The sequence below is a fragment of the Streptomyces triticirhizae genome (genome assembly GCF_003696235.1).
Classification (GTDB): domain Bacteria; phylum Actinomycetota; class Actinomycetes; order Streptomycetales; family Streptomycetaceae; genus Streptomyces; species Streptomyces triticirhizae.
On the sequence record NZ_RFFJ01000180.1, the window covers coordinates 1 to 12,546 of the forward strand.

Below are 12,546 nucleotides of genomic sequence, written 5' to 3' on the forward strand. Positions count from 1 at the left end.
ACCGCATCAAACACTGGCGCGGCCTCGCCACCCGCTACGACAAAACCGCAACCATCTACCTCGCCGGACTCCACATCGCAGGCATCTTCATCTGGTCCGCACGATGATCCAAACGAAAGAACCTAGTCCTCCCCTGGCCCGCCGGCCCTCCCCCCGACCCCCCGCCGTCAACCCCCGGAAAACCGCGAGCGATCCACCGCCCACCGTGGCATGGTCCCCGGATGACCACCCCGTGGATGATCGACGAACTGGCCCACGCCGGGCCCGAACACCTCGACGACGCGTTCGTCGCCGCCTTCGACCGCAAGCAGGGCTTCCCCGACCCCGGCGACGACCTGGCCGCGCTCACCGCGCACGGCGTCGACGCCGACGCCACCGTGCTCGACCTCGGCGCGGGAACCGGACGGTTCGCCCTCGCCGCCGCCGAGTCCTTCGACCGGGTGATCGCCGTCGACATCTCGCCCGCCATGGTGGCCGTCATCACCCGCCGCGCCCGCGAGCGTTCGCTGGCCAACCTCGACGTGGTCCGCGCCGGCTTCCTCAGCTACGCGCACCAGGGCCCGCCGGTGGACGCCGTGCACACCCGGCACGCCCTGCACCAGCTCCCCGACTTCTGGAAGACCCAGGCCCTGGAGCGCATCGCCGCACTGCTCCGCCCGGGAGGGGTGCTGCGGCTGCGCGACCTGATCTACGACTTCGCCCCGGCCGAGGCCGAGGACGTCTTCGCCGACTGGATGGCCCGGGCCAGCCGGGACCCCCTGCTCGGCTACACCGCCGAGGACTACGCGGAGCACATCCGCACCGAACACAGCACCTATCGCTGGCTGTTGGAACCCATGCTGGACGCCGCCGGCTTCGACATCGTGGAGACCCACCACGAGGCGCGCCTCTTCGGCACCTACACCTGTCTGCGCCGCTGAACCCCCGACGACCGAACCCCCGACGACCGAACCCTCGACGACCGAACCCCCGACGAGCCGCCGAGAGACGGGCGCCCCGCCGTCAGTCGATGTCGAACTCGCCGTCCCTGGCGCCCAACACGAACGCCTCCCACTCGGCGGCGGTGAACCGCAGCACGGTGTCCGGGTCCTTCGAGTTGCGCATCCCGACGCCGCCGCCGGGGAGATAGGCGATCTCCACCTTCTCGTCCTCCGGGCCGCCGGGCGCGCTCAACCACTCGACACCGGAGATGTCCAGCGCGTACAGCTCGTTCTTCTCGCGCTCCTTGCGGGCGGCGATCTCTTCCGGCGTCTCAGTCGTGGCCATGGCCCAACTCCCCACTTCCCTGCGTGATCTGGTGAGAACGGACGGGCGGTCGGCCCTGCGCCGAACCCCCTAGGTGATCGTAACGCGGCGCACTGTCACGGCGGGCCGAACGGTGCGAACGGCCGGACCCACGCCCCCCTACACCCCGGGCAGATACCAGTCGAGCCCGAGTACCAGCGCGAAGCCGGCCACCAGCACCGCCATGCCCAGCCGGGTCCGTCCCCTGCGGCTCATCTCGATCACGGCGCCGGAGAGGACGAAGGCGGTGCCGTAGAGCCCTATGGACTGGAGGGACGAGCCGTCGCCCAGCCGCACGACCAGCACCACCGCCATCACGGCCATGGCCACCGCCGCGATCCCCATCCGCAACCGGCGGGCCTGTCTGGGCGTGAGCCCCTGCCGGGTGCCCTGCTGCTGTGTCGAAGTCACCCCAGCAGCATAAGCCGTCTCCATGCGGCACCGAATGGGGAACGAACGGTCCACCCGCCCCCAACGACGCGCCCCCACAGGCCCGTTGGGCCCGCGCCCCGCCGGCGCCGGCCCTCCCGGTCCCCGCCCACCCCACCCGCCCCCGCCCGCTCGTGACGCGGGTATGATCGTTCCGCCCCGAGGTGGGCCGGACGGCCCGATGTGCTCAGGTGGGTCAACCTGTTGTAGCCTGCCTCACGGCCGTTTGCGTACGCGCCCCCGGAGACCTCTGGAGGAAGCGCTCAGCGGACCCCGCCTCCCGAGTTCCGGAAGCTCTCCTGTGATTCAGACCAGGGGCACTCGGTGGCTGACGATCAACCCCCGAGGAGTACGTGTGTCGTCCCTTGACGCCGCCACGAAGCAGAAGATCATCGCCGAGTTCGCCACCAAGGAGGGCGACACCGGCTCCCCCGAGGTCCAGGTCGCGCTGTTGACCCGGCGCATCTCCGACCTCACCGAGCACCTGAAGAAGCACAAGCACGACCACCACTCCCGTCGTGGTCTGCTGCTGCTGGTCGGCCAGCGCCGCCGCCTGCTCCAGTACCTGGCGAGCAAGGACATCGCGCGCTTCCGGGCCCTGGTGGAGCGACTCGGCATCCGCCGTGGCGCGGCGGGCGCCCGGTAGGACGCCCCAGAGGGAGCGGTCACCCACGCGGGGCCGCTCCCTTCGCCGTATCCGGGGATTCACCCCCGACGGCTGAGAAGAGGCTGGGCCGCCGTCCCCTTTGTAGGCTGGTGCCCAGCGGACACAACCCCACAGAGACCAGGCGGAGCGCCTTCACACCGCCGCCGGTCTTCGGTAGTGGCCCCCGGGCGCCGTCCCGGGAGCTTCGATCGATGGCCGGCCAGTCGGGAGGTGCTCCACCCACCCGCATCCGCCGTTCACGGGCGGACGCGGAGAAGAGGAGACACACCAAGGTGGAGAACGAGACCCACTACGCCGAGGCCGTCATCGACAACGGCGCCTTCGGCACCCGCACCATCCGCTTCGAGACCGGCCGGCTGGCCAGGCAGGCCGCCGGCTCCGCCGTCGCCTACCTGGACGACGACACCATGGTCCTGTCGGCCACCACGGCCTCGAAGCACCCGAAGGACCAGCTGGACTTCTTTCCGCTCACCGTCGACGTCGAGGAGCGGATGTACGCGGCCGGCAAGATCCCCGGCTCCTTCTTCCGACGCGAGGGCCGTCCCTCCGAGGACGCCATCCTCACCTGTCGCCTGATCGACCGGCCGCTGCGCCCCTCGTTCCGCAAGGGCCTGCGCAACGAGATCCAGATCGTCGAGACGATCACGGCGCTCAACCCCGACCACCTCTACGACGTGGTCGCCATCAACGCCGCCTCCTGCTCCACGCAACTGGCCGGGCTGCCGTTCTCCGGCCCCGTCGGCGGCACCCGCGTCGCGCTGATCCGTGGCCAGTGGGTGGCCTTCCCCACCCACACCGAGCTGGAGGAGGCCGTCTTCGACATGGTCGTCGCCGGCCGGGTGCTCGCCGACGGGGACGTGGCGATCATGATGGTCGAGGCCGAGGCCACCGAGAAGACCATCGAGTTGGTCAAGGGCGGCGCCCAGGCGCCGACCGAGGAGGTCGTGGCCGCCGGCCTGGAGGCCGCCAAGCCGTTCATCAAGGCGCTCTGCCGCGCCCAGTCCGACCTCGCCGCCAAGGCCGCCAAGCCGGTCGGCGAGTTCCCGATCTTCCTGGACTACCAGGACGACGTCTTCGACGCGCTGAGCAACGCGGTGCGCGAGGAGCTGGCGCAGGCCCTGACCATCGCCGGCAAGCAGGAGCGCGAGGCCGAGCTGGACCGGCTCAAGGCCGTCGCCGCCGAGAAGCTGCTGTCGCAGTTCGAGGGCCGCGAGAAGGAGATCTCCGCCGCCTACCGCGCGCTGACCAAGCAGGTCGTGCGCGAGCGCGTGATCCGCGACAAGGTCCGCATCGACGGCCGGGGCGTCACCGACATCCGCACCCTGGCGGCCGAGGTCGAGGCCATTCCCCGGGTCCACGGCTCGGCGCTCTTCGAGCGCGGCGAGACCCAGATCCTTGGCGTCACCACGCTCAACATGCTGCGCATGGAGCAGCAGCTGGACACCCTCTCCCCGGTGACCCGCAAGCGCTACATGCACAACTACAACTTCCCGCCCTACTCCACCGGCGAGACCGGCCGCGTCGGCTCCCCCAAGCGCCGCGAGATCGGCCACGGCGCCCTGGCCGAGCGGGCCCTGGTGCCGGTGCTGCCGACCCGCGAGGAGTTCCCCTACGCCATCCGGCAGGTCTCCGAGGCGCTGGGCTCCAACGGCTCCACGTCGATGGGCTCGGTCTGCGCCTCCACCATGTCCCTGCTGAACGCCGGTGTGCCGCTCAAGGCCCCGGTCGCCGGCATCGCCATGGGCCTGATCTCCCAGGAGATCGAGGGCGAGACCCACTATGTGACGCTGACCGACATCCTCGGCGCCGAGGACGCGTTCGGCGACATGGACTTCAAGGTCGCCGGCACCCGGCAGTTCGTCACCGCCCTCCAGCTGGACACCAAGCTGGACGGCATCCCGGCCTCCGTGCTGGCCGCCGCCCTCAAGCAGGCCAGGGACGCCAGGCTGCACATCCTGGACGTGATGAGCGAGGCCATCGACGTTCCGGACGAGATGTCCCCGAACGCCCCCCGGATCATCACGGTGAAGATCCCGGTGGACAAGATCGGCGAGGTCATCGGCCCCAAGGGCAAGATGATCAACCAGATCCAGGAGGACACCGGCGCCGACATCACCATCGAGGACGACGGCACCATCTACATCGGCGCCGCCGACGGCCCGGCCGCCGAGGCCGCCCGCGCCACGATCAACGGCATCGCCAACCCGACGATGCCCGAGGTCGGCGAGCGGTACCTGGGCACCGTGGTGAAGACGACCACCTTCGGCGCGTTCGTCTCGCTGCTGCCCGGCAAGGACGGCCTGCTGCACATCTCGCAGATCCGCAAGCTCGCCGGCGGCAAGCGCGTGGAGAACGTCGAGGACGTGCTCGGCGTGGGCCAGAAGGTCCAGGTCGAGATCGCCGAGATCGACCAGCGCGGCAAGCTCTCGCTGATCCCCGTCCTCGACGAGGACGAGGCGTCCGGCGAAGCCAGGAGCGACCAGAACGACAAGAGCGACCAGAACGAGAAGGACGCGGCGGAGAAGTGACCCGTTCCCCTCGCGCCACGACGGCCCGCCCCACCGCCACGGTGGGGCGGGCCGTGCCCCGTCAGCGGCGCTCCGCGTTCCCCGCGCCCGGCGGGACGGGCGGCGCCGGCACGGTCCGCAGGACGGTGCTGCCCGGCGGCCTGCGGGTGGTCACCGAGTCGGTGCCGCACGTCCGCTCGGCGACGTTCGGCATCTGGGCGCAGGTGGGCTCCCGCGACGAGACCGCCGAACTCAACGGCGCCACGCACTACCTGGAGCACCTCCTCTTCAAGGGCACCCAGCGGCGCGACGCGCTGGAGATCTCCTCGGTGATCGAGGCGGTGGGCGGCGAGATGAACGCCTTCACCACCAAGGAGTTCACCTGCTACTACGCCCGGGTGCTCGACGCCGACCTGCCGCTGGCCATCGACGTGGTCTGCGACATGCTCACCGACTCCCTGATCGCGCCCGAGGAGGTGGAGGCCGAGCGCGGGGTCATCCTGGAGGAGATCGCGATGACCGACGACGACCCCAGCGACGGCGTGCACGACCTGTTCGCCCGCACCCTGCTCGGCGACACCCCGCTCGGCCGCCCGGTGCTGGGCACCGAGGAGACCGTCAACGGCCTGGACCGGGACCGGATCGCGGGCTTCTACCGGACGCACTACGACCCGACCCGGCTGGTCGTCACGGCCGCCGGCCGCGTCGAGCACGACGCCGTCGTCCGCCAGGTGCGGGAGGCGTTCGAACGGGCCGGCGCACTGCCCGGCGACGCCGACGCCCAACCCGCGCCGCACCGGGGCGGGTCGCACACCATCGCACCGGCCGGACGGATCGACGTGCTCGACCGCCCCACCGAACAGGTCCACCTGGTGCTGGGGATGCCCGGTGTCTCCCGCCACGACGACCGCCGCTGGGCGCTCTCGGTGCTGTCGACGGCGCTGGGCGGCGGCATGAGTTCGCGGCTCTTCCAGGAGGTCAGGGAGAAGCGCGGCCTGGCCTACAGCGTCTACAGCCACACCTCCGGCTACGCGGACTGCGGCCTCTTCGGCGTCTACGCCGGCTGCCGGCCGGCCCAGGTGGACGACGTGCTGAAGATCTGCCGCGAGCAGCTGGCCGAGGTCGCCGAGCACGGGATCGACGCCGACGAGACCCGCCGCGCGATCGGCCAGCTGGCCGGCTCCACGGTGCTGGGCCTGGAGGACACCGGCTCGGTGATGCACCGGCTGGGCAAGAGCGAGATCTGCTGGGGCGAACAGCTCTCCGTGGACGAGCTGTTGGAGCGCATCACCCGGGTCACCCCGGACCAGGTGCGCGGCGTCGCCGCCGAGGTGCTCGGCCAGCGCCCCTCGCTCTCCGTCATCGGCCGGCTCAGCGACCGGCAGGCGAGCCGGCTGTCGGCCGCCGTCGCGGCCTGACCGCGCCCCGCCGGGGCCGGCGGACGCGAACCGAACGAACGACACGAGAGGCGGTCCACAACGATGGGCAAGCTGCGGGTGGCCGTGATCGGCGCCCAGGGACGCATGGGCTCCGAGGCCGTGCGCGCGGTCACGGCGGCGGACGACCTGGAGCTGGTCGCCGCGCTCGGCCGGGGCGACCGGCTGGAGACCCTGACCGAGGCGGGCGCCGAGGTGGCCGTCGAGCTGACCCACCCGGACTCCGTCCTGGCCAACCTGGAGTTCTGCGTCGCGCACGGCATCCACGGCGTGGTGGGCACCACCGGCTGGACCGAGGAACGGCTGGCCGCCCTGCGCGGCTGGCTCTCCGCAGCGCCCCAGGTCGGCGTGCTGATCGCGCCCAACTTCGGCATCGGCGCGGTCCTCACCATGCGCTTCGCGCGGCAGGCCGCCCGCTTCTTCGAGTCGGTGGAGATCGTCGAGTCGCACCACCCGGGGAAGGCCGACGCGCCCAGCGGCACCGCCGTGCGCACCGCCCAGCTCGTCGCCGAGGCCCGCAGCGCTGCGGGCCTCGGCCCGCAGCCGGACGCCACCAGCACGGCCCTGGACGGCGCCAGGGGCGCGTCGGTCGACGGGGTGCCGGTGCACGCGGTGCGGCTGCGCGGCCTGGTCGCCCACCAGGAGGTGCGGTTCGGCGACGAGGGCGAGATCCTCACCATCGCGCACGACTCGATGAACCGGTCCTCGTTCATGCCCGGCGTGCTGCTGGGCGTGCGGCGAGTCGTCTCCACGCCGGGCCTGACGTTCGGCCTGGAGCACTTCCTGGACCTGGACGGCTGACGCGATGGCGGCGAAGGTCGGCTACCTGGTGGTCAGCGTGCTGCTGGTCGGCTATCTCGCGCTGGCCGGCCACCGGGCGCTGCTGCTGATCCGCGAGGGCACCTGGATCACCGTCACGCTGGGCGTGGCGGTGCTGGCGCTGCCGTTGATCGGCGGCTGGTTCCTGTGGCGCAGCTTCCGTTTCGTGCTGTTCGCCAACCGGCTGTCCCGGGAGCTGGACGCCGAGGGCGGCCTGCCGGTGGACGACCTGCCGCGCACCCCGAGCGGCCGGATCGACCGGGAGGCGGCCGACGCGGCGTTCGCCCTGCGGAAGGCCGAGGTGGAGGAGCGGCCGGAGGACTGGCGCTGCTGGTTCCGGCTGGCCGTCGCCTATCACGATGCGCGGGACACCCCGCGCGCACGGCGCACGATGGAGCACGCGATCGCCCTGCACGCCGGCCGCCCCGCCGCGCGTCGGGAGCGCGCCTGAGCGACCGCGCCCCTCGGGCGCGGGGGAACGTTTCAGCGCCGCCGGCTTCCCTCGCCGCGCCGGCCGGCGCCCTCGGTCCTGTGCTCGGCGGCCCACGCCTCCAACACGTCGGCCGCCCGCTCGAAGGCATCCGCCCGCTTGAGGAAGTCGGCGCTGTGGTCGGTCACCAGCGGCCGCAACGGCTCACCCCTGCGCGGCAGAACCTCCAACGCCTGCCCCTGCACGCTCCGGGGCAGCCCCAGCCACTTCACGGGCTGCTGCACCGTGCGGACCGCCTCGACCTCGCGCCAGCGCAGCGTCTGGGTGCGCACCAGCCCGACCCGGCGCAGCCCCCTCGGGCTCACCCAGATCCCCATCCGCAGCAGGCGCAGCGCGAAGGCGATGGCCAGCGCGGCGCAGATCGCGGTGGCGGACGCACCCGAGGGCGGGCCCGCCATTGCGATGATCATCGCCGAGAGCAGCAGATAGGCGGCCAACAGCAGGGTGATCGCCGCGCCTCCCACCCGCCAGGGTCCTGGTCGGTAGGGGCGCCGCCAGTGGTCGGGCTGCCCATGGGGCAACGGCCCGTCCGTCGGGCTGCTCTGCGCGTCGTGCTCGGCGGAGAGAAAGGTCAGGGGCACGGCTGGTCCTCGTTCGTATCACAAGCGCATCACATGGGGGGATGAAGTCCTGCGAACGGTGAGGCTACCGCGCTCAGCGGTTCTCGGCCGCCTCCGGTGCGTCCGGGGTGGTCCGGTCCGGCGTCTCCATCGCTGGCTTGGCCAGCAGCAGGGCGCCGACCAGGCCGGATATCACCACCAGGGCGACCAGCGCGCTACCGACGAGCCGCAGCCCGGAGGGGCGCCGTCGCGTCGGCGCCGGCGGCATCGCGTGGTCGTCGTGCCACGAGAACCCCGAGTCGTGCATGTCTGCCATCGAAACGCTCCCTCCCCTGATTGGCTCACATCCCAAAATATCAGGGGAAGAGTCCGACTCCGGGCCCGAGGTCCGATTTGCCCCCCGACCTCAGGGGACTGTCAGTGGTCCCCCTTAGGGTGGGTGCCGCTCGGACCGCACCGCCCGGAAGGACCACCGATGACCACCGCCGCCACCCCCCGTTTCCGCAGCGACATGACGGTGGAGCTGGTCAAGCACAGCGCCTCGGACACCGACGTCCTCTTCGCCGCCCGGGTCTCCACCGCCGGGGAGCGCTCCCTGGAGGAGCTGGACAAGGACCCGGAGCGCTCCCGTGGCCTGATCAACTACCTGCTCAGGGACCGCCACGGCAGCCCCTTCGAGCACAACTCGATGACCTTCCTGATCAGCGCCCCGATCTTCGTCTTCCGTGAGTTCCACCGCCACCGCGTCGGCTGGTCGTACAACGAGGAGTCCGGCCGGTACCGGGAGCTGGCCCCCGTCTTCTATGTGCCGGACGAGCAGCGCCCCCTGGTCCAGCGCGGCCGCCCGGGGAAGTACGAGTTCGTCGCCGGCTCCGCCGAGCAGCAGGCCCTGGTCGGCAAGGTCCTGGAGGACTCCTACCGCCAGTCCTACGCGGCCTACCAACAGCTCCTGGAGTCCGGCGTGGCCCGCGAGGTGGCCAGGGCCGCGCTGCCCGTCGGCCTCTACTCGACGATGTACGCCACGTGCAACGCCCGTTCCCTGATGCACTTCCTCGGCCTGCGCACCAAGGACGAGCGGGCCCGGGTGCCGTCCTTCCCGCAGCGCGAGATCGAGATGGTGGCCGAGCTGATGGAGGCCGAGTGGGCCCGCCTGATGCCGCTCACCCACGCCGCGTTCAACGCCAACGGCCGGGTCGCCCCCTGAGCCGGCCGCTCCCCACCGGAGGTGTCCGTATTGCGCCCTTTCGCGAAGTTCATCTAGGGTGATTGGACGGGCCCGGCGCTGTTTGAACCCCCGAGCAGACAGCGCCGGGTTCCCCACGTTGCCAGCCCCGATGGGCCACGGCACGCTGAGCTACGAGTAGCGTGGAACCTATGGCTCCGACCTCCACTCCTGAAATCCCCTTCGGGCGGATTCTGACCGCCATGGTCACGCCCTTCACGGGGGATGGATCGCTCGACCTCGACGGCGCCCAGCGGCTCGCCGCCCACCTGGTGGACTCCGGCAACGACGGGCTGATCGTCAACGGCACCACCGGCGAGTCCCCCACCACCACCGACGGGGAGAAATCCGAGCTGGTGCGCGCCGTGGTCGAGGCCGTGGGCGACCGCGCCCACGTCGTCGCTGGGGTCGGCACCAACGACACCCGGCACAGCGTCGAGCTGGCCCGCGCCGCCGAGCGCGCCGGAGCCCACGGCCTGCTGACCGTCACCCCGTACTACAACAAGCCCCCGCAGGAGGGCCTGTACCAGCACTTCACCGCCGTGGCCGACGCCACCGAACTCCCGGTGATGCTCTACGACATCCCCGGCCGCAGCGGCGTCCCGATCAACACCGAGACCATGGTCCGGCTCGCCGAGCACCCCAGGATCGTGGCCAACAAGGACGCCAAGGGCGATCTGGGCCGCGCCAGCTGGGCGATCGCCACCACCGGCCTGGCCTGGTACTCGGGCGACGACATGCTGAACCTCCCGCTGCTCGCCGTCGGCGCCGTCGGCCTGGTCTCGGTCGTCGGCCATGTGGTCACCGCCGAGCTGCGCGCCCTGGTCGAGGCCCACACCGGCGGGGACGTCGCCAAGGCGACCGAGATCCACCAGCGGCTGCTCCCCGTCTTCACCGGGATGTTCCGCACCCAGGGCGTGATCACCTCCAAGGCCGCCCTCGCCCTCCAGGGCCTCCCGGGCGGCCCGCTGCGGCTTCCCCTGGTGGGCCTCACGGAGGCCGAGACCGAGCAGCTGAAGCGGGACCTGACCGCCGGCGGGGTACAGATCTGAGCCACGCACATGACAGACGTCGCGCATCGTCGCGCACATTGGTGATAACTGAATACCGATCCATGCACACAGTCACGCGCGCCACGTGCCCCCGTCACCGGGCAGTGGCGCGCGTGGTCAGGAGAGTCTCTTGAGTCATCCCCATCCAGAACTCGGCCCGCCGCCGAAGCTTCCTGAGGGTGGCCTCCGCGTTACCCCGCTCGGCGGCCTGGGCGAGATCGGCCGCAACATGACCGTTCTCGAATACGGCGGCCGACTGCTCATCGTCGACTGCGGAGTGCTCTTTCCCGAACAGGAACAGCCCGGCATCGATCTGATCCTGCCGGACTTCAGCTCCATCCGGGACCGGCTGGACCAGATCGAGGGCATCGTGCTCACCCACGGGCACGAGGACCACATCGGCGGCGTCCCCTATCTCCTGCGGGAGAAGCCGGACATCCCCCTGATCGGCTCCAAGCTGACCCTCGCCCTCCTGGAGGCCAAGCTCCAGGAGCACCGCATCCGGCCCTACACCCTCCAGGTGAGCGAGGGGCAGCGGGAACGCATCGGCCCCTTCGACTGCGACTTCGTCTCGGTCAACCACTCCATCCCCGACGCCCTGGCCGTCGCCGTCCGGACCCCGGCCGGCATGGTCGTCCACACCGGCGACTTCAAGATGGACCAACTGCCGCTCGACGGCCGCCTCACCGACCTGAGGGCCTTCGCCCGACTGGGCGAGGAGGGCATCGACCTGCTGCTCTCGGACTCGACCAACGCCGAGGTCCCCGGCTTCGTCGCCCCCGAGCGCGAGATCTCCGGGGTGCTGCGCCAGGTCTTCGCGCGCGCCGACAAGCGGATCATCGTGGCCAGCTTCGCCAGCCATGTGCACCGCATTCAACAGATCGTCGACGCGGCCCACGAACACGGCCGCAGGATCGCCTTCGTGGGCCGCTCCATGGTCCGCAACATGGGCATCGCCCGGGACCTCGGCTACCTCAGGGTGCCGGCGGGGCTGGTCGTCGACGTGAGGACGCTGGACGATCTGCCCGACCACGAGGTCGTGTTGGTCTGCACCGGCTCCCAGGGCGAACCCATGGCAGCCCTCTCCCGGATGGCCAACCGCGACCACCAGATCCGGATCGTCGAGGGCGACACGGTGATCCTGGCGTCCTCCCTGATCCCCGGCAACGAGAACGCGGTCTACCGCGTGATCAACGGCCTCACCCGCTGGGGCGCCAACGTGGTTCACAAGGGCAACGCCAAGGTCCATGTCTCGGGCCACGCCTCCGCCGGCGAACTGCTGTACTTCTACAACATCTGCCAGCCCAGGAACCTCATGCCGGTGCACGGCGAGTGGCGACACCTGCGCGCCAACGCCGAGTTGGGCGCCATGACCGGCGTCCCGGCCGAGCGGATCGTGATCGCCGAGGACGGCGTGACCGTGGACCTGATCGACGGCAAGGCCAAGATCGTGGGCAAGGTCCAGGCCGGCTACGTCTATGTGGACGGCCTCTCCGTGGGCGATGTCACGGAGTCCAGCCTGAAGGACCGTCGCATCCTCGGTGACGAGGGGTTCATCTCGGTGCTGGTCGTCGTCGACAGCGGCACCGGCAAGATCGTCAGTGGCCCCAGCATCCACTCGCGGGGCTCCGGCATCGAGGACTCCGACTTCGCCGCCGTGATCCCCAGGATTGACGAGGCCCTGGCCCGCTCGGCCCAGGACGGCGTCGTCGAGGCCCACCAACTCCAGCAGCTGGTACGGCGAACCATGGGCAAGTGGGTCTCCGACACCTACCGGCGCAGGCCGATGATCCTGCCGGTGGTCATGGAGGTCTAGGCCCCATCTCCCCGTGGAGCGCCCGGATTTGCATCTGGGCGCTCCACTCCAGTACGTTTACGTCACCGCCGCACGGGGAACCCGGAGCAGCTCGCTGCTCGGGACGGTCCCCGCGTGGGCGGACAGCGAAGGGAAGCGCCCGGAGGGCCCCGAGGGGGGTTTGATGGAAGCGTCCGTTCCTTGAGAACTCAACAGTGTGCCAAAAGTCAATGCCAGATTTTTGAGTTGTTTGCGAGGATGTTCGAGCATCTTTGTGGGCGCTTT

At 70.9% G+C, this 12,546-nt stretch carries 13 protein-coding genes; 9 read left to right on the top strand and 4 right to left on the bottom strand.

Going from position 1 to position 12,546, the window contains the following annotated elements; translation table 11 throughout:
- Positions 1–221: 221 nt before the first annotated feature.
- Positions 222–920, top strand: a complete 699-nt coding sequence (locus tag EBN88_RS23925; protein WP_122399143.1) for a class I SAM-dependent methyltransferase — start codon at positions 222–224, stop codon at positions 918–920.
- Positions 921–1,002: 82 nt separating this feature from the next.
- Here the strand turns inward: EBN88_RS23925 and EBN88_RS23930 are convergent, their stop codons facing one another.
- On the bottom strand, positions 1,003–1,266 hold the full coding sequence (locus tag EBN88_RS23930) for a DUF397 domain-containing protein (RefSeq protein ID WP_122399144.1): 264 nt from the start codon (positions 1,264–1,266) through the stop codon (positions 1,003–1,005).
- A 138-nt stretch (positions 1,267–1,404) separates the two neighbouring features.
- Positions 1,405–1,695 (bottom strand): hypothetical protein, encoded by a 291-nt coding sequence (locus EBN88_RS23935; RefSeq protein ID WP_233580894.1) that lies wholly within the window; start codon positions 1,693–1,695, stop codon positions 1,405–1,407.
- A gap of 373 nt (positions 1,696–2,068) precedes the next feature.
- Here EBN88_RS23935 and rpsO point away from each other — a divergent pair, with 373 nt between their 5' ends.
- From rpsO to EBN88_RS23960, 5 genes are all read left to right on the top strand, one after another.
- Complete coding sequence (gene rpsO / locus EBN88_RS23940) at positions 2,069–2,359, top strand: 30S ribosomal protein S15 (protein ID WP_122399146.1); 291 nt, start codon at positions 2,069–2,071, stop codon at positions 2,357–2,359.
- A gap of 293 nt (positions 2,360–2,652) precedes the next feature.
- Entirely contained in the window at positions 2,653–4,908 is a 2,256-nt protein-coding gene (locus tag EBN88_RS23945) for a polyribonucleotide nucleotidyltransferase (RefSeq protein WP_122399147.1), read from the top strand.
- Entirely contained in the window at positions 4,905–6,305 is a 1,401-nt protein-coding gene (locus EBN88_RS23950; protein ID WP_122399148.1) for a M16 family metallopeptidase, read from the top strand. Before EBN88_RS23945 ends, EBN88_RS23950 begins: the two co-directional genes overlap by 4 nt.
- A gap of 63 nt (positions 6,306–6,368) precedes the next feature.
- Positions 6,369–7,124, top strand: coding sequence for a 4-hydroxy-tetrahydrodipicolinate reductase (gene dapB / locus EBN88_RS23955; protein ID WP_122399149.1), 756 nt, complete (start codon positions 6,369–6,371; stop codon positions 7,122–7,124).
- 4 nt (positions 7,125–7,128) lie between these two features.
- On the top strand, positions 7,129–7,593 hold the full coding sequence (locus EBN88_RS23960) for a tetratricopeptide repeat protein (protein ID WP_122399150.1): 465 nt from the start codon (positions 7,129–7,131) through the stop codon (positions 7,591–7,593).
- 32 nt (positions 7,594–7,625) lie between these two features.
- On the opposite strand, the gene EBN88_RS23965 is transcribed toward EBN88_RS23960, so the two are convergent.
- Positions 7,626–8,213, bottom strand: a complete 588-nt coding sequence (locus tag EBN88_RS23965; protein WP_122399151.1) for a hypothetical protein — start codon at positions 8,211–8,213, stop codon at positions 7,626–7,628.
- A 73-nt stretch (positions 8,214–8,286) separates the two neighbouring features.
- Entirely contained in the window at positions 8,287–8,508 is a 222-nt protein-coding gene (locus EBN88_RS23970) for a hypothetical protein (RefSeq protein ID WP_147472823.1), read from the bottom strand.
- A 159-nt stretch (positions 8,509–8,667) separates the two neighbouring features.
- On the opposite strand from EBN88_RS23970, the gene thyX reads away from it, so the two are divergent.
- The 3 genes from thyX (at position 8,668) to EBN88_RS23985 (ending at position 12,282) form a co-directional block, all read left to right on the top strand.
- The gene (gene thyX / locus EBN88_RS23975) at positions 8,668–9,396 is read left to right on the top strand and encodes an FAD-dependent thymidylate synthase (protein WP_122399153.1); all 729 of its coding nucleotides are present in this window, start codon (positions 8,668–8,670) and stop codon (positions 9,394–9,396) included.
- 170 nt (positions 9,397–9,566) lie between these two features.
- A complete protein-coding gene (gene dapA / locus EBN88_RS23980; protein WP_122399154.1) occupies positions 9,567–10,466 on the top strand; it encodes a 4-hydroxy-tetrahydrodipicolinate synthase in 900 nt (299 codons plus the stop codon).
- Between the two features lie 130 nt (positions 10,467–10,596).
- On the top strand, positions 10,597–12,282 hold the full coding sequence (locus tag EBN88_RS23985) for a ribonuclease J (protein WP_122399155.1): 1,686 nt from the start codon (positions 10,597–10,599) through the stop codon (positions 12,280–12,282).
- Positions 12,283–12,546 lie beyond the last annotated feature (264 nt).

Coding starts and splice junctions, on each gene's coding strand:
- EBN88_RS23925 (WP_122399143.1), top strand. CDS start 222: ATGACCACCCCGTGGATGATCGACGAACTGGCCCACGCCGGGCCCGAA.
- EBN88_RS23930 (WP_122399144.1), bottom strand. CDS start 1,266: ATGGCCACGACTGAGACGCCGGAAGAGATCGCCGCCCGCAAGGAGCGC.
- dapB (WP_122399149.1), top strand. CDS start 6,369: ATGGGCAAGCTGCGGGTGGCCGTGATCGGCGCCCAGGGACGCATGGGC.
- EBN88_RS23960 (WP_122399150.1), top strand. CDS start 7,129: ATGGCGGCGAAGGTCGGCTACCTGGTGGTCAGCGTGCTGCTGGTCGGC.
- EBN88_RS23970 (WP_147472823.1), bottom strand. CDS start 8,508: ATGGCAGACATGCACGACTCGGGGTTCTCGTGGCACGACGACCACGCG.
- thyX (WP_122399153.1), top strand. CDS start 8,668: ATGACCACCGCCGCCACCCCCCGTTTCCGCAGCGACATGACGGTGGAG.
- dapA (WP_122399154.1), top strand. CDS start 9,567: ATGGCTCCGACCTCCACTCCTGAAATCCCCTTCGGGCGGATTCTGACC.